The following is a 17172-nucleotide window of genomic DNA, read 5'->3' on the forward strand; positions in this document are numbered from 1 at the left end:
GCCGATTGCCGATTGCCGATTGCCGATTGCCGATTGCCGATTGCCGATTGCCGATTGCCGATGAGACATTACTGGTCTTTACTGTGGAGAAAGTGTGCAATGGTGGTTTGTTTCCAAGTGAGAGCTTAACTTTGAATGCTCAACGGAAAGGACCGGTGATTATTTGGTCTATTACCTGATCGACGGTCATCTTCCCGCGAAGTAACTGTGAAATCGCGGAACAGATAGGGAGCTTTACTCCAAGTGAGTTCCCTAACTTTTCCACGGCAGGGGCGCTTGCAGCACCTTCTACCAACACGCTGCTGTTTTTCAGCGAGGATATGTTGCGGTTTTGACCTACGGAAATTCCAAAAGACATATTTCGTGAACCAGGCGACATACAGGTTAGTACCAAGTCTCCCAAGCAAGCATAACCAGCGATTGTTTCAAAGTCAGCGTTGCCCGCTTTTGCTGTGCACATGGCCCGTATTTCCGCCAAACCCTGAACCACAACCATAGATGCTGCATTGTTTCCTAACCCCCTTCCTATGATAATGCCGCATGCTATTGCGATTATATTTTTCATGGTAGCGCCAATTTGAACGCCAACCCAATCTTCACCAGGAACTATAAACATTGCAGGGCTATTGAGCCGTGCTGCCAGTGCTGCAGCTTTCTCCTGTGCGCGGCCAGCTAATACCATGGTGCATGGTAGGCCGAGTATGATTTCCCTAGCGAGAGCGGGGCCTGATAAAACATATACGGGGTGGGCAGGAAGCAGTTCTTCAATAATCTCGCTTGCTAGCTGCAAAGATTTGTTTTCTATTCCCTTGCTGCACACAAGTATGGGTGTATTCGAGGCTAGATGGTTAGAATCTTGTATTTCACCGCACAAATTACGCAGTTCTTGCGTGGGTACACACAGCAACACGATGGCCGCATTCGATAGAGCTACTTCAATGGAAGACGTAACCTTTACATCTGCAGGGATTTCAAAACCTGGCAGGTATCTAGCATTTACTCTTGTGCTGAGCAGCTCGTCAGCAACTTGCTGACTGCGACTCCAGAGCAAAACATTCTCAGCAGCCTTGCTTAAAGCAGTGGCCACTGCCGTACCAAATGCTCCTGCTCCCAGGATTGTGACCTGCACTTAGCCTTTTCCAAGAAAATACACGCCAAGCATGGTATAGCCTAGTGTAACGTTTATCAACATAAAAAACGTATATGCCCGTATACAAGCCGACATAGTTGATCTTATGTTGCTTGTAGCATGTGAATGCTGCATTCACGATGAATAGACCGTTCTGCCGTCGATGCACTTGGTAGCGTGCATAAAGTTTCAGCCATGAGATGATACTAGCGCACACCCACGGCCTAGAAAATTTGTGAGTATTAAAGTATGTCCAAACAGATACTACGAATCGTCAGCAGTGGCTAGCAGCTTAAAAAACTGTCAAAAAAAACAGTTTTTTGTAGTAGTACTGGGTTGAGTTATAGGAGAACCCCAATGGAAGCAAAAAATACGGCTACGGTGGTGCGGGACTGGGTTTGCTGGTTGTGTGAAGAAAAGGGGTATTCTGCCCACACTGTCAGTGCGTATGAGAGAGACATTAAGGGCTTTCTGGCATCGCTTGATGACGACCAGGTGGCGCTACCTGATTTAGGTGAAGTTGGGATGTCAGAATTCAGGCACTGGATTGCCTTGCGGTGTAGGGAAGGTAAGCAGCCCCAATCCAATGCCCGGGCTCTTTCGGTGGTAAGGAACTTTTATCGCTATCTGTATTATAAACATGGCATAAAAAACAACTTTCCTGCGGTGATAACGAGCCCGATCAGCAGGCGACGCCTGCCAAAAGTTTTGGAGAAATCTCAAATATTGGAAATCATCGATGAGAGCGTGAGCTCTGACTGGTCTTCCAGACGTGATATAGCAATAGTGGCGTTGCTGTATGGATGTGGTCTCAGAATTAGCGAAGCGGTGGGCCTGCGTTTTGGCAATATCGAGCAAGAAGTACTAAAAATTTGTGGAAAGGGTAAAAAAGAAAGAATAATCCCGTTGATGCCATGGGTTGTTAAGTTGCTATGGGAGTATGTGGAGGATTGCCCATTCCATGTGGGGAAAACACGCGGCAAAGACGTTATTGTCTTTTTGGGAGTTAAGGGACAGCCACTTGACCGGACGTATTTTGCCCACAGAATGAAAGTTCTGCGCCGTAAGATGGGATTGCCTGAATGTACAACGCCTCACGCCTTGAGGCATAGCTTTGCCACCCACATGTTTTTGGAAGGAGCTGACATTAGAGTTATTCAGGAATTGCTCGGACACGAAAATCTATCGACAACACAGATATACACGCACTTGGACCATAAAAATGTAATTGAAAATTACAGGGGATTTCACCCCCATTCTGTCAAAAAAGACAAATAGTGGACCACTTTCTAAATCAGCCCGCGCTAGCCGTAGTACGCAATGCTAATTTTGTGGTTAGTATGTGCTACTGAGGTTTTCTGAATTCAAGGCAAAAGTTTCATTATGATCATCCGGGAAGGGTTAGGAGAGTTGTCTAGGGGAATGATGCGCCTTTGCGGCATTTACAGTTTTCATATAGACATAGGTTCGGCAGAACAACAGCACTTTTGTGTTTCTGTAGGCAAGAGGTTTAAGTATGGTATTTGTTCATAGGCCGTCTTTTACGCGATGTGTGTAGATTTTAAGCAGCAGCTCAGGAGGTTTTTCCTTGGGCACAATATAAGGCCCTATTGCGCTGTTTAAGTGGTACTACAGCGTTATACGCGACAAATGTATCGAGGATGTGCTTGTGAGAAAGTGGTTTTGGTAGCAGCTTGGGATGTTTTGCTTGTAACACAGCTGTACCCGTTGTGCGAGTCTAAGTGCTACCTAAGGGCGCAGCGAATAGTCTATTGTCACTGCGTGTTCGCTGCGTGGTATTATCTTCCCGATTATAGAACTTTTTTCCCCACTTGCCCCTAATAAAGAGATAAGAGTGTCAACATTCGATGATGCTGTTACCAGAGCCATGCCTATGCCGCAGTTAAATGTTTCCAGCATATCTATGGTCGGTATCTCAGCTTTGTCCTCGAGCCAGGTGAAGATCTCCTGACGAGTCCAAGAATCTTGCGATATGTGCGCCGCCAGGTGCTTCGGTAATATCCTTGGGATATTGTGTATTAAGCCGCCACCAGTGATATGCGCCATTCCCTTTATCAAAGGCAATACTTCCAGTACAGATCTTGTATATATTCTGGTAGGGGTAAGTAGAACATCAGCCCAAGACCTACCATCATGCACCAACGGGCAAGTGCTGTCGTAGCTAATTTGCATGTCCTGCAGAACCCTGCGGACAAGGGAAAAGCCGTTTGAATGCAGCCCAGAAGAGGCCAGACCTACTATAACATCTCCTGCGGTCATAGCGTCTAGTTTGGGAAGTATTTCGCTCTTTTCTACAACTCCTACTGCAAAGCCTGCGAGATCGTAGTGTCCTTTGGTATACATGCCGGGCATTTCGGCGGTTTCACCGCCAACAAGAGACATGTTGGCTTGCTTACATCCTTCAGAGATTCCTTCTATCACCTGCAATGCCACTTCGTTTTCAAGCACGCCAGTGGCGAAGTAATCCAGGAAAAACAGCGGCCTAGCGCCTTGTGCAAGCACGTCATTAGCACACATCGCAACCAGGTCTACCCCCACAAATCTATGGTTTCCTGCAGCCTGAGCTACTAAAAGCTTTGTTCCTACTCCATCTGTAGAAGACACAAGTAGAGGGTGCCTATACTCTCCAGTTGCTAGCAAATCAAAAACTGCACCGAACCCTCCTATCTCTGAGACTACTCCTGGGTTTTTCGTGTGATCTGTCAGATGCTTGATGTTCTCCACAAGGCTGTTTGCGGTTGCTATATCAACTCCGGACTCTTGGTATTTACTCATACACATTAGGAACAGTTTAACGGTGACAGCGTAGCACCAGATTTAGTAAACTTGTACAAAAATATTTATTGATTAACTGTTCTAATATTATAGAATACACCCTGCTTTCATGGAGTGTCGTGTATGATGGCTGTAGGGCACGAGGCTGAAGAGCTGTCCAACATGGAGGTGTTGGCTGCCAGGTTGTTGCATGATGTCGCAGGTTCTATTGGTTCTGTAGTTAGCTATGTAGAGTGCTTTCTGGAGGACCCGGAGTCCCGTGATATGCGTTGCTCGCTCGAGGAAGCTGTTGAAGGGATGATCGCCAGGTTCCGGCTTGTTAGGCAGGCTTATGGCACCTCGGAGGACAATTCGAGTTTTGATAATACCAAGCAACATGTTGAGGAGTACCTTAAGAAGAGGGGTATCGCTAGGCTTGATTGGTCCGTCGATGCGCGCTTTGCCGAGGCTGATACCATAGAAAAGGTAAACAGGCTTATAATCCAGGCTGTGCTTTTTTCCGTCATGATGATGGTTAAGGGAAGGGCAATAGCAGTTTCGGTAAAGCAGGAAGGAGACGCTATAGTGATACTGCTTAGGCTGCATGCCGATGAGTTGGCTGTGCACGAGGACGTGAAGGAAATATTTAATAGCAGGGGCAACGTGGGTAAACTGACTACTCATAACGTACAGGCTTACTTTATGCTGTTATTGTGCAGCAAATACCATGCTGTTGTGCGGTATGATGTTGAGAATTCGTTAGTGGAGTTAAGGCTGTCAGCGTAACTCTGTGGCTCCATTTAAGTGCTTGGTGGATCGCTGCTAATGATGTTCGGTGTGTATGTCTGTGTAATTGCCGGCCAATCGGGGAACTTTTTTATCCCTTCGCATGGCTCTGGACCCCGCAGAACGTTGTAAAGAAACTTCTGAGGTGGTTCCATTCGTTTTTGCAATATCGAGTGGGGAGTGCTGCGCATTTGTGGCAGGGTCAGGAAGAGAGAATAACCCCATTGATGCCACGGGTCGCTAAATTGTTATGGGAGTAGAAGATTGTCCAGGAAAAACAGCGGCCTAGCACCTTGTGCAAGCACGTCGTTAGCACACGTTGCAACTAGGTCTCTCCACTCTATGGTTTCCACAGCCTGAGCTACTAAAAGCTTTGTTCCTACTCCATCTGTAGAAGACACAAGGGTGCTTATACTCTCCAGTTGCTAGCAAATCAAAAACTGCCCCCCTATCTCTGAGACTACCTCTGGTTTTTTTCTTGTGGTCTGTCAGATGCTTGATGTCCTGCACAAGGCTGTTTGTGGTCGCTATATAAACTCCGAATTCTTGGTATTTACTCGTCGCATGCCAGTAAAAACTATCACAAAACCATGTCAGGCTTGTATGGTGAAACCGAAGAGCTCCTCGAGCGCTGATATGTTAATAGCGCATGCTGCATGTCGGACAGTAAGGCACCATCGACTGCTTCGTGGGCACTAGCATACACAACGGAAAGAGTGGCTTTAGAAAACAGCAGCGCCAACTTTTCTGCTACGCGCCCGTGTATTCTGGTTGCAGCGGCGTTGGCATTTCCCCTTCCACATCCCAGTAGGGCAAATACCAGCGTACTCTTTCCCAAGTACCCTACAATGTCAGTATACCGAAGATTTGCGCTCAACGAATCAGCCAAAAGCCGCATCATGGAGCCATGAGCTTCAGTATCGTCTGAGAATGGAGGATCCGGGGCGACTACAGCAAACACCACTTCGATTGCTGTTCTTTGCGCAAAGCTTAGTATCACTTGCACTTCCGTAGCAGTGGATTGCTCATCCAAGATTCCAAGGTTTTCGTCTATGGTATACCGCGCATCGGGAGGCAACATGTCACGACGGAATGCGCTAAGTTTCTGTGAGACGCTAGTATCTCTAATCAGTATCTCGTAGTTTAGAAAGTTCTTTGCCGAAGTTACACGAAACACTTTGGGTTTAACGGAAAGAGCTTGGGATTGGCTATTCAGCAGGACAAAATCCCTCATTTTAGACACAACATCGGTAAGATCGGTTCCATTGTCAGAATATTCCAGATAGCTGCTTATGATGTTTTTTGTTTTCGAGTCCACTATGGAATACAACGACGAATTCAGCACAACGGAGTCCTGGTCAAGTCCCAGAAGACGCAGTGCTGGGACGTTTATTCCAGAAATGGTTATATTCTGCGTGGTGTTGTCTTGCTGCACAGATATTACTGCATCATCTGCTCTGCGAGCCGTCACAGTTTCTAGCATAGCGCTCCACTCCGCTAGGTTATAACAAAAGCGGTGTTCTCATTTGTGAAAGGAACACACCAAAAGAGCGTAGCGGTGCAGCGTTACCATGTGGTTAACTGCATAGGTGCGTAGAATCAGTGGCCTTAAACAGAGTGAATAGTTTAGTTCCGCGTTTATCAGGAAGAAATTTACCCATAGTGTGTTGCAGATCTTGTCCAACACGCATCCGTGTTACCAAACGTTTGCTGAATTAAATTGGGTGCTGCGATGCCCGGTATCGCATACGCACTGAGGCGAACTATTTTTGTAATATGGCTTGCAAGATGATGCATTAAAGGTTGTAGAGGACTTTTCTTGGTCATGAACCGCGTTGGTTGTGTACAGGGGCCGGCTACTAAAACAAGAAGCGTTTCTACTCTTACTCAAGGACATCATTCATCATGTTCACGGGCCAACATAGTGCTCAGGGTTATTCGTGTTCTCTTGAATGGCGCGGTTGCTGATTAGAAGCGCAAAGGCTACAGCGTGCGGGTTTGAGATTATCTGTGTAAGGGGAAAACAGAAGTTCTGGGTTTTAGGAAGGAAAAAGCGAAAGCCATGATTTTTGTGCTAAAATGTAGGCACAAGAGCTGCGTACTACTAGTCTTTCCGTGGTTGATCACGTAGTCAGTATACCGAAGGTTTGCGCTCAACGAATCAGCCAAAAGCCGCATCATGGAGCCATGGGCTTCAGTATCGTCTGAGAATGGAGGGCCGGTGCTACTACAGCAAACACCACTTCGATTGCCGTTCTTTGCGCAAAGCTTGGTATCACTTGCACTTCCGTAGCAGTGGATTGCTTATCCAGGATTCCAAGGTTTTTGTCTATGGTGTACCACGCATCGGGAGGCAACATGCTACGACGGAATGTGCTAGGTTTTGTAAGACTCTAATGTAACGGAATGTACGCATCTGGGAATGATTGTCCGGATGGTAACCATAGGGCAAGTCTTTGCTGCGGTGCACGGGGTGTAAGTCAACTAACGGCGAAATAAATTCTTTGGGGTCATGGTCATGTACCCTCGCATACGCTGTATAACGCAGCGAGCGCCTATCAACGTTCTTTCACATAAATGCTTCCAGTTTTGCCAAGCGCTCCACGAGTTTATACCCGCCATCTACAGTGATATTGTACTGTGCCCACGACCGAGTTCCGTGCTTTTCCACGTAAATTCTTCTGGTGCTGTGGTGGCAGCAACTTTTAGCCCCCGCCACGCAGTATGACTTGAGTTGTATACCACAGACACTGACATATGTACCTGCCACGAATGGTGAAGAAGAGAAAATTACGTTGCTATACTACGTTGTCAGCAGCAGGCAATACAACTGCCTCGCCCAGGTTCTTGCCTACTGCATTCCAAAGGTCTTCCAGCTTGTAATATTCCCTAACCTCGGCACGGAAAATATGCACTAACACGCCCCCGATGCTTAAAACCACCCAGTTGCACTCGTTCAATCCCTCCACGCGCGCCTTTTTGAGCGGAGACGCTGCTTTCTTCACGTGCTCAGCCAACGCCCTAACGTGGTTTGTAGAGTTGCCGGTCGCTACCACCATATATTCAGCAAACTGGCATTTTTCAGTCACATCAAGCTCCACAATGTCACTCGCGCTATGACTGTCCAACACGTCGATTACTAAATTTTTTAACTTTTCTGCGTTTACCAACTCAGCCCTCCACACTCTGCCAAGACATGTCTTTCCATAATAAATTAGTTAATATTGAAACCTATACAAAACGCGAATTAAGAGTAAAGATACCACAATAGGCAGCGAAGGTTTTATTATAAAGCATTCTAGTGCCTTTCACTATACATTGTCGGAGCCAACAGTGGTTTTTAAGTTCGGTATGTCCTTTTGCGGACTGATCATGGGCGTATTGTTTATGCTGGGATCGGGACCAGCAGCGAGCGCCGGAGTTTTCAGAGACAGTGAAGTCGAGAACGTTATAAAAAAAATAAGCCTCCCCCTGTTCGAGGTGGCGAACATCAATGCGGACGAGGTGAAAGTATTTATCGTGGATGACAACATGGTAAATGCCTATGTGACGCAAGATAACCATATTTTTATCCACAGAGGGTTGCTCAAGTTCTCCAGAGATCCGGCAGTAGTTGTTGGCGTGATTGCCCACGAGATTGGACACATAGCCCAGCATCATCTAATAAAAAGGGCAGGGGAACACAGGCAGGAATCTTTAGTGCAGGGGATTGGTTATCTCCTGGGAATGGCTGCCGCCTTGGTAGTGGACCCTAAGATTGCGCCAGTGATTATTGCGGGGAGTAGTACAATAAGCCAAAGGATGTTGTTGGCCCATAGTAGGACTCAGGAGGAAGCAGCCGATCAGCTGGCTCTGGAGTACCTTGATGCTGCTGGTTATAGCCACGAAGGACTGCTGCAGGTTTTGCGGCATTTTCTCCAGTACGAATCTCATGTGGGGTCCATCGATGAGTATATTCTCACGCACCCCCTCAGTGAGACCAGGATCAGAAAGGTAATAGGTTACAGTCACAAGCGGAAAGTTGTGGGCTTTTCTCATGAGGATGCAGCGGGATTTGCTCGAATCGTCGACAAAACAGAGGCGTTTCTTGCGCCTTTGGATGCCCTAAAAGGCAGACCACTATCTCCTTATATGCAGGCCATAGTAAGTTTCAGGGCTGCAGATGCTAAGAAAGCGTTAGTCCTCCTAGATGGCCTAAGTGCTGCTGCACCGGCTGACCCGTATTTGCGTGAGATCAGAGCACAGATTCTTTACAAGTTAGGTGATATAAACGCGTGTATTGCGGACTATGAAGCCGCTCTCACCATGCTTCCAGATGATGTATTGATAAAACTTGAATTGGCGCAGGCACTACTAATAAAAGATCCTAAGCAGGCTGTTCCGTATCTTGAGCATGTACTAAGTAAGGAGAGGGATAACCCATATGTGTGGAATCAGCTTGCGCTGGCATATGGAAGGGCAGGCAGTATCGGGATGTCGTATTTTGCACTGGCGCACCGGTATTTCTTCGAAGGAAATCGCGGTAAGTCCTTAGCATACGCAGTATTAGCGAAGAAATATTTTGACAAGAACAGTTTACAAAGTCAGCTCATGAACGAGCTTACTGTCTCATAGAAGAGCATATGGTTTTTTAATTTTGAGTGGAAAGGCTTTTTTCCCTGTGTTAATGTACCTCCAGCTGCGTTCGAGGTTTGTTATTCACGGGGAAATGGCTATGAGAACCGTTACTCTGTTAAGGAATTTAGTAACGGCAGGTTCTACGTTGCTGCTTGCATCGTGCCTTTCGATATTGGAACCGGTCACCGTTGTTTATGAGGCTCCCAGTAACGCAGAGGGAAAAAGGTGCATAGCGCAGTGTACGTACGCGAAGAACAATTGTTTCAGGCAATGTGGCGGACAGGCGCATGATTGTCGCATAAGAGAGATGCAGTTTGATGCGCTGAACAATGCAATCAAAACCCTGGCGGAGTTTGCAGAATCCGAAGTTCCTGATAAGAAGAGCCCTGGTCAAGAGCCTGCCAATGCATGTCAGCATACTTTAGATGCATGTGCAGTGCAGTGCAAAGGCGACATGTTTTGCGCTACCAAGTGTGATATTGACTATAAGTTCTGTAGCGCTTTTGGGGGTATGATTGCGGGTAGTAGTATAGGTATGGGGAGCGCGTTTAAGGGTATGGAATTCAAGAAGCGTTCCGAAAATGTTTGTGACAAACGGTGGTGTGACGATCTCTGTAGAGATGACTACAGGGCTTGCTTTATCGGTTGTGGTGGCAGGACTTATATAGAAAATAACGATCGCAAGTCCAAATAGTAAAATAATGCATGTTTTGGTGTTGTTTCCGGTGCGCATAAGCGCTTTGGCGTGCGAGTAATGGTGTAGTTTCCAAAAAGCATCTCGCACCACTTTCGTTGAGTGATTATGAGCTGCAGCTTGTATCGTTTAAAACAAAGCGTTTCAGTGTGGTTGGCTCTGTATTTGCTGATTAGTTGCATGAGATAAAACAGCAATTGTGCCTCTTTTCCACTAGCAAGTCACGGCATGTTATAGCTTTGCTTCTGGGAGCAAGAATGCACGATTCGACCACGGCCTTTTTCCATGCAGACGCAGAGCCAAGGGCAAAAAATCTTGTGCTTAAACTATATACCCACTGCGGGAAATTGTTGCCGCTGTTTATGTTCTACATAAGGGCATTGTGCTTTTTTACCAGATCCGTGGTGCATGTACTGACAAGTATATCCTCTATGGACGATTTTAAAACTGTGTGGGGAAATCTTGGGCAGATATCGCATATGGGGACCAGAACGAAGGCCCTTTTGTGTAGTTCTGCGTGGGGGATAGATAGCGCCTCGCTACTCATATTTATCCCCTCCCACAGCGCTATGTCGATGTCTATGGTTCGTGGAGACCAAACTTTATACTCGCCATATCGTCCCAGCGCGTGTTCAATTTCCTTGGTGTGTTCGAGTAGGTTCATGGGGGACAGATGGGTATATCCCGCAATAGACATGTTGAGAAAAGGAGCATCCCAGCAAATAGGGGCATTAGGTGGTAGCAGAGCGCGACTTTCATAAACCGCAGAACATACTATGTTGTGTATGGGTAGTAGCTTCACGGCAGCTTTGAGATTTGCCATACGATCACCAACGTTGCTGCCCAACGCTAATACCAACATGGTAGACTCTTAAGTTAACGGGGATAAAACATGTCAATGGTACACCAATACGGGAATAATTGCTATCGTGACAGCTACTATGCGGTTTTTTAAGCTCGGGGGTCTGATAGTATTTATATCGCGCTAAACTGCGTTGCCGCGAAAACTTGCTTCCAAGTTTTTTGTATGCGGTCTTAGGGTTATTCCAAGTCCTAAATCTTCCTTGTTATAGGGTTAAAGCAGAGCAACAAAATGTCGGTAGCAAGAGTGTTTTTGTCTGCAGAGCGTTTGCTCCCATGTTAGTGGGCGCAAGGTTAATGGCCCGCGATTAATAATCCTTTGCCCTTATTCATTGGAACAAGTTAGCGCAGAAGACCTAACGACTATGGCAGGCGTCTACACGGGCATAACATGCGAATAGTAGCTGTTGCTAAATTCCTTATACTTTCCTTCCAAAAGATGCATGTCCATTTCAACAACGTCCTTAATCTTTAGCACATACTGTGGGGTTGTGCGTCCAATTAGCGAAAAATGCTCGCTTGCGAAAATTTCTTCAAATTCTTTTTGTTTTTCCAGCGCTACAGTTACGACAAACCGGCTCTGCGATTCTGAAAACAGCACAGTGTGTGCCCACATATCATCTCGTGGAATGTCGTATGTCAACACCGCACTCAAATCGATATCAGCTCCCATCTTGCCACCTATAAGTGACTTTATCAGGCTCACGGCTATTCCCCCGATACCAGGAGCTATCGCTGAAGATATGACTTGTGCTTGAGTTGCCTGATGGAATTTTTTATACAACACCTTGGCACTAGCAGCACTGACCTGGGGAATACTGTCATTACCTCGTCCACTGTATAGCTGATATTCTGACATACCTAGCTCATTGTATGTGGGACCTAGCACGTATATAAGAGAAGTTCCCTTTACAGGCTGCGATACCGCATTGTGTATATCTTCAATAATTCCAAGAGTCGATATAAGCAATGTGGGAAGTGCCGAAATGTGCACAGGATCTCCCTGTGCGTCATAGCCTTTAAAGTCGTTAAACATGCTATCTTTTCCGGAAATAAAAGGTGTCCCAAAGGCGGTTGCGTAGTCATAGCATGCTTTTGCTGCTTGTTTTAGCTGCCAGAGCCGTCCCGGATCAGTGGCATTGCACCAACAAAAATTGTCGATGAGTGCCATGTTTTCTATGTTGCCACCAACAGCTACATGGTTACGTATTGCGGTGTCTATAGCGCAAGCAGCCATTCTGTAGGGGTCAATTTCGCTATATACGCAGCCTAGCCCTTGAGCCTTAACTATGCCTCTTGTGGACGACAATATGGGACGCAACACCACCGCGTCTCCGCAAATTTGTCCTTTCCCTTGTAGAGGCTTGATAACCGATGTGCCTTGTACTTCGTGGTCGTACTGCGTTACCAAAAATTCCCGGCTGCAGATATTTCTGCGGCCTATCATGTTCAGCAGGTCTTCTTCTATGCTTATATCAGCAATATTGGGGATATCTATCCTAACGGGTGCTCGCTCTGAGGTCCGTAATGGTTGTTTAGGATTCCCGTTGTGCAAAAAGTTTGTGCACATGTCCATGATAACGGCACCATGGAAGCGTACTACAGCGCGACCCGAGCTATTAAACTCTCCAATTATGCTGATTTCCACGTTGTGTTTTTTCATCACAGCCGCAAGGGCGGAGTATTTGTCTGGTGAGACTGCTAAAGTCATCCGTTCCTGGGATTCAGAAACCCAAATTTCCCAAGGCAATATACCCCTGGTTTTTAGGGGAACTTTTTCCAGATCAACTACAAAACCTTTAGCTCCCATTTCCCCCACTGAGGAAGAAAGACCTCCGGCGCCATTATCTGTAATAGCATTAAAAAGCCCAAGATCCCGAGCCTCCTTCACTATGGCATCTGACAGTTTCTTCTGTGTTATCGGGCTACCGATTTGCACCACGGTGCACCCCACGTTTTCCTTTAAAGCATGCGAAGAAAAAGTTGCCCCGTGAATCCCATCTCTTCCCACTCGGCCGCCCACTATTACTATATAGTCTCCGTCCAGAACTATCTTTTCATGCGAGGTGCGCTGACCAATTTTTTGTGGGATTATACCTGTGCAGCCAACAAATACCAGGGGCTTACCGCAAAAACTACTGTGAAAGTACATTGACCCGATGGATGTGGGTATTCCCGAGCAATTTCCCCCGCTATTGACGCCCATGATTACGCCTTCCATAATCTGTTCTGGGGGCAGCACTTCTTCCTTACTGTTAGCATCCCGGTAAAGAGGCTTTTCCAAACGCTCAGAGAAACAAAAATAATATGCGTTCATTATGGGTTTTGCTCCCAACCCAAACCCTATTATGTCTCTATTCACTCCTAGTATCCCGGTCTCAGCACCGCCGAACGGGTCAAGTGCAGAGGGGCTATTATGTGTTTCAACCTTGTCTACTACCAGGTAGTCTTGGTCGAACACAATACCTCCTGCATTATCTGCAAATACGGAGACACATATAGGTGATGCAATCTCTTCTGTGGCCCTTTTGATGTAATACTTATATAGTCCCTCCTGTATTTCATCTATGGGAGAAGAGAAAATATTGTGCTTGCAGTGCTCCGACCAAGTTTGAGCCAAGGTTTCTAGTTCTATATCATTAGGGGCGCGGCCTTCAGCGTCAAAATACTCTCTTATCGCCTTCATGGCATGCAGTGAAAGGTTTAGTGGCCCACGGTTACGTATTCCCTCTTGCCCCATAGTGGCAAGTTCTTGGTCACTCACGTGTAGGTCGACACCTATTACTGTTTCTTCGGCTGGAGTGTAATCTGACACCACATCTCCTAGCAGATCAGATGATCTTAGGTAGGGAATAAAATGTGGGGTTTTACCGATAAGATCCTGCGAACAATGCACTGCTTCTACAGCTTTATTTCCAAAGAAATGCACATCATATGTGCCATTTGTAGCATCGTGTTTCACCAACTTACAGTACTTCACTAGGGGATTATATCGCGGCAGTATGGGGTTTAGAGCATTAAATAAGAAAACTTCTGCAACATGTGCTTGCACGTCCGTCAGGTTAAAAGCTTCTTCGATGATCTGTGCTGCGGTATTGCCGACGTTGTCTGTCATTCCCGGCAAGTACGCTATCTCTACTGAGGATAGAGCCTGGTAAATCTCAAACAAGTCATAAGGCTTGTCGGATTGAATATTCTTGAACCCTGGGATTCCCGGAGCATAGGCGTTATCTGAGTAGGTGAATACGTGGAATCTATCGGTCACTGGGTTGGAAAGGAGCCTTCCAATTTCTAAAACTTCGGCGTGTTTTACTGTGCAGGGCAAACTCACGGTATATCCCCTTCTACAAAGGGCACCTTGCAGGCTTTCTACTACTATGCTGAGTATCATTCTGGAACATCAATGAGATTTAAGCCCCATTATCGCAATCCCTGCACCTGACGGCAAATACAAATGTTACTTACATTATTTTGTTTCTAAATATAGCGCCCACCGGGGCGGTATTTCCATTGTAGTTGGCGTACTTTAGTTGTGAACTTAATTCTATATAAATGATTTGTGGACACGGGTTCCATGCGGATAACAGGGATAAATTGTACGGCGGACAACGATGAGGAGTGCGGTTTGAGAGGGGGCGTAAAACTGTCTTCTTGCAAAAACTCGCGTTTCAACAAGCCTTGCATCACCTGATATATTTGTTTCGCAAGGCCGGGGATTATTCCCACAGGTTATATGTCATATAACTTTGGATTTGCACTGTGATTTTTGTCTTGCCGCCCATAGTTTTCACCATGTATTTTTCCTGGGAGCTTTTAAACGAGTTCTCGTAGTGCTTATCGTGGTGTTGCTTGTTGTACAGTATGCCTGTTTTTCTTAGTGTGATGGAGGGGCACGACGGATGAGACATCCAGCTGATTGGAAGCATTGTTACATACAGGGAACATATGGCGGCCTGAAAACTAGCCACCAATACGATTTTAATGGCGAACAGGTCTTTTGGAAAACCCTGCAGTCACTTATATCATGAGAGTTCTTCGGGGACAGAACGTTTGGTTGTTGGGTGAAATAACATATTTGTAGCGGTAGAGCACGCTGTTTTGCCTCGGGTAAGGAATGGTGATGTGTAACAACTACCGATTATTTAGTGCCACGTATTTTTTGGGGTGTGCTCCCTAAAGAGGTGTGGCTATATCTACTGTTGTTTCTTCGAATCGGGATTCATGCTTGTGGTGCTGCTACAAGGTGCGGTAACCAATATGTGATCAAGGACCGTAGTTGCGGTTTAGGAACAAATAAAATAAGTTTGCAATGATGGCCAGTGTAGTAAAGCAGCTGGTTGATCCGCATGGCATTACGTTTTAATGTAAATCTGGAGATGATGATGCACGGTCTTTGCCGCGCTTGGTGTTTATAGTCGTTGTGTCGTTATATCTACTTATAAAACGCCTGATGCGTCCCTCTGTTTTGCTTTGAGAGTATGTACGTTTTGAGAACGTGTGTGGCATCAAACTAAATTCTGCACGCAACCCTACCGTATTCGGCGCAACATTCCTTCCCGTTTACGATGTATTTTCCTCCGTGGGAGTATAGCTCCTTTTTTTTGGGGGGGGGGGAAGAACAGTAATTGGCGTGTGTTCCGAGCGGTGTTAGCCGTTTTTTTTGTTTCTATTGTGTTTGCAGGTGGAGATAAGCCGGATTCTGTCTTGTGTAGTCATTCATCTAGGACAAGCATCGCTGCTAATCTCAAGCGGCTCACCCGGGCATCATATGAGAGAAGACAAAAGTGCCCTTCTTAGCCTTGCTCCTGGAGGTGGTTACCTTGCTGCTCAGTGTTACCACGAGCACGGTGCGCTCTTACCGCACCTTTTCACCCTTACCTCGCAAACGAGGCGGTTATTTTCTGTGGCCCTAACCTGGGGTCACCCCCGGCAGGAGTTACCTGCCTCCACCTTCTCTTGGAGTCCGGACTTTCCTCTGCGCAAAACGCAGCGACCACAACCCCACCTGCGCCGTGAGTCTATCTCAAGTAAACAAGTGGCACAATAACCAAACATGCTTTTTGTGATTTAAGGACTCACACCTGAAAGAGCTTTTTCCCATTGGAAACCGACAATTTTATCTATGAGAAGATGCAAAGGACTTGTTTTTTGTGGAACGCTTCGGGGGAGGGGCGAACTTTTGGCGTAGTGTTGATGATTAATCCTGAAACTGTCTGGCACTGAGTAGATATGAGGCTGTGCACGTCAACCGGAGCGACGCAGTTTTGATAGATGGGTGACAAATAACAATAGAGAAACTATGGCTTAGGTATATGAGCATTTGTACGCATAAGTTCCTTGTGCCGGTACGATATGAAGTTGCAAAGTATCGCGGTCTTTTGCTTGCTAGTGGCTCACACATCGTATCTACGGCGTAAAAGGCGTAACCGACCATGAAATAAGCATGACGGTCTTCATTTCAAGTGTTTGTTGCATAGTGGACTTGGTAGTAGTTGTCTTTGGTGCCCGGTAGTGCGCAGTCTGAGTTTTGTTAGAGCTCTGTACAAGAATGACAGTGGTACAAAATCAAGAATGGCTGAATGTACCAACGGGGTTGCGTTAAATTATTGCAGCAGCCTTGATAAGGCTTTCTGCAGGGGTTATGGCGATTGATTTATACTCGCCATGTCTAATTCCTGTCAACAGGTACCCTTGCATTCAGCGTGGCAGGATTGTTACAAATGCACTCGCTGAAAAGACAGGTGATCATCTGACATGTTCTGTGCTTGCTAACTCGCTAGTAACAGGATGATACAAGTATAACGTTGTTTTCTGCGATCTTCCAAGGAGCCAAAGGCTTCTCCTTTCTTGTGAGGGATGTAGTGTGTCCATAACGCGCCGCTCCTCCTGGCAGTGCCTTACTTATCACGTTGAAACATATCAGAACTTCCGCAAACCAGCAGCAGCGACTCATAACATCGAGAATACCGCACATGGCGCCACACCGAGTCTATTTTTTATTGTCCTCGTCGCTTGCGGGGGATTCTTTTTCTTTGTTTTGCGCTTCAGTGCGCATGACTACTTCGCGCAGCGCCTCAAATTCTTCCCTGCTAACGTACCCCATTTTGTCTAGGCATATCCTAAAGCACTTCTCGAATGCTCTTTTCCCAACTCCAAGTGAAAGTGACGAAGCACCAACTGCGGCTACCCCTGTTCTTACTACGCCACGTAATACGGAAGACAACACAGTATTTTAGCTAAAAAACACCCTCACGCATTCTACAAGAGGGCTAGCGCAGTGTCAACAGCAGGGAGTTTTTCATTGGCTCAA

At 46.4% G+C, this 17172-nt stretch carries 13 protein-coding genes and 1 other RNA gene; 4 read left to right on the forward strand and 10 right to left on the reverse strand.

Translation table 11 applies throughout. From position 1 onward, the window contains the following. Positions 1–139: 139 nt before the first annotated feature. Positions 140–1129, reverse strand: coding sequence for an NAD(P)H-dependent glycerol-3-phosphate dehydrogenase (locus ANPL_RS00905; RefSeq protein WP_169192937.1), 990 nt, complete (start codon positions 1127–1129; stop codon positions 140–142). A gap of 357 nt (positions 1130–1486) precedes the next feature. On the opposite strand from ANPL_RS00905, the gene ANPL_RS00910 reads away from it, so the two are divergent. Further along, positions 1487–2407 carry a tyrosine-type recombinase/integrase gene (locus tag ANPL_RS00910; protein WP_169192938.1) on the forward strand — a complete coding sequence of 307 codons (921 nt, stop codon included), beginning with the start codon at positions 1487–1489 and terminating at the stop codon, positions 2405–2407. A 471-nt stretch (positions 2408–2878) separates the two neighbouring features. On the opposite strand, the gene purM is transcribed toward ANPL_RS00910, so the two are convergent. Next, a complete protein-coding gene (purM, locus tag ANPL_RS00915) occupies positions 2879–3925 on the reverse strand; it encodes a phosphoribosylformylglycinamidine cyclo-ligase (RefSeq protein ID WP_169192939.1) in 1047 nt (348 codons plus the stop codon). A 123-nt stretch (positions 3926–4048) separates the two neighbouring features. On the opposite strand from purM, the gene ANPL_RS00920 reads away from it, so the two are divergent. Continuing rightward, entirely contained in the window at positions 4049–4690 is a 642-nt protein-coding gene (locus tag ANPL_RS00920) for a histidine phosphotransferase family protein (RefSeq protein ID WP_169192941.1), read from the forward strand. A 248-nt stretch (positions 4691–4938) separates the two neighbouring features. Here the strand turns inward: ANPL_RS00920 and ANPL_RS04720 are convergent, their stop codons facing one another. From ANPL_RS04720 to rsfS, 3 genes are all read right to left on the reverse strand, one after another. Further along, entirely contained in the window at positions 4939–5091 is a 153-nt protein-coding gene (locus ANPL_RS04720) for an AIR synthase related protein (RefSeq protein WP_236822854.1), read from the reverse strand. 179 nt (positions 5092–5270) lie between these two features. Continuing rightward, positions 5271–6173, reverse strand: coding sequence for a hypothetical protein (locus tag ANPL_RS00930; protein WP_169192942.1), 903 nt, complete (start codon positions 6171–6173; stop codon positions 5271–5273). Between the two features lie 1315 nt (positions 6174–7488). Further along, a complete protein-coding gene (rsfS, locus tag ANPL_RS00935) occupies positions 7489–7875 on the reverse strand; it encodes a ribosome silencing factor (RefSeq protein WP_338022650.1) in 387 nt (128 codons plus the stop codon). 187 nt (positions 7876–8062) lie between these two features. On the opposite strand from rsfS, the gene ANPL_RS00940 reads away from it, so the two are divergent. Both ANPL_RS00940 and ANPL_RS00945 read left to right on the forward strand, forming a co-directional pair. Then, complete coding sequence (locus ANPL_RS00940) at positions 8063–9304, forward strand: M48 family metalloprotease (RefSeq protein ID WP_236822855.1); 1242 nt, start codon at positions 8063–8065, stop codon at positions 9302–9304. Positions 9305–9326: 22 nt separating this feature from the next. Further along, on the forward strand, positions 9327–10001 hold the full coding sequence (locus ANPL_RS00945; RefSeq protein ID WP_169192944.1) for a hypothetical protein: 675 nt from the start codon (positions 9327–9329) through the stop codon (positions 9999–10001). A 367-nt stretch (positions 10002–10368) separates the two neighbouring features. Here ANPL_RS00945 and folK read toward each other — a convergent pair whose 3' ends face one another. The 5 genes from folK to ANPL_RS00970 form a co-directional block, all read right to left on the reverse strand. Further along, positions 10369–10863, reverse strand: coding sequence for a 2-amino-4-hydroxy-6-hydroxymethyldihydropteridine diphosphokinase (gene folK, locus ANPL_RS00950; RefSeq protein WP_169192945.1), 495 nt, complete (start codon positions 10861–10863; stop codon positions 10369–10371). 375 nt (positions 10864–11238) lie between these two features. Next, positions 11239–14253, reverse strand: coding sequence for a phosphoribosylformylglycinamidine synthase subunit PurL (locus ANPL_RS00955; RefSeq protein WP_169192946.1), 3015 nt, complete (start codon positions 14251–14253; stop codon positions 11239–11241). Between the two features lie 1282 nt (positions 14254–15535). Beyond that, positions 15536–15871, reverse strand: an RNA gene (gene rnpB, locus ANPL_RS00960) — RNase P RNA component class A. Between the two features lie 767 nt (positions 15872–16638). Next, a complete protein-coding gene (locus ANPL_RS00965) occupies positions 16639–16836 on the reverse strand; it encodes a hypothetical protein (protein WP_169192947.1) in 198 nt (65 codons plus the stop codon). 15 nt (positions 16837–16851) lie between these two features. Further along, positions 16852–17088: a coiled-coil domain-containing protein gene (locus tag ANPL_RS00970; RefSeq protein WP_169192949.1), complete on the reverse strand. Its 237-nt coding sequence runs from the start codon at positions 17086–17088 to the stop codon at positions 16852–16854. Positions 17089–17172: the final 84 nt, after the last annotated feature.

It is taken from the genome of Anaplasma platys (assembly GCF_012790675.1).
GTDB lineage: Bacteria > Pseudomonadota > Alphaproteobacteria > Rickettsiales > Anaplasmataceae > Anaplasma > Anaplasma platys.

Bases quoted from the DNA above. Each gene is read 5' to 3' on its own strand.
- ANPL_RS00965 (WP_169192947.1), bottom strand. From the start codon at position 16,836: ATGTGCGGTATTCTCGATGTTATGAGTCGCTGCTGCTGGTTTGCGGAA.
- ANPL_RS00940 (WP_236822855.1), top strand. From the start codon at position 8,063: ATGGGCGTATTGTTTATGCTGGGATCGGGACCAGCAGCGAGCGCCGGA.
- purM (WP_169192939.1), bottom strand. From the start codon at position 3,925: ATGAGTAAATACCAAGAGTCCGGAGTTGATATAGCAACCGCAAACAGC.
- folK (WP_169192945.1), bottom strand. From the start codon at position 10,863: ATGTTGGTATTAGCGTTGGGCAGCAACGTTGGTGATCGTATGGCAAAT.
- ANPL_RS00930 (WP_169192942.1), bottom strand. From the start codon at position 6,173: ATGCTAGAAACTGTGACGGCTCGCAGAGCAGATGATGCAGTAATATCT.
- ANPL_RS00955 (WP_169192946.1), bottom strand. From the start codon at position 14,253: ATGATACTCAGCATAGTAGTAGAAAGCCTGCAAGGTGCCCTTTGTAGA.
- ANPL_RS00920 (WP_169192941.1), top strand. From the start codon at position 4,049: ATGATGGCTGTAGGGCACGAGGCTGAAGAGCTGTCCAACATGGAGGTG.
- ANPL_RS00910 (WP_169192938.1), top strand. From the start codon at position 1,487: ATGGAAGCAAAAAATACGGCTACGGTGGTGCGGGACTGGGTTTGCTGG.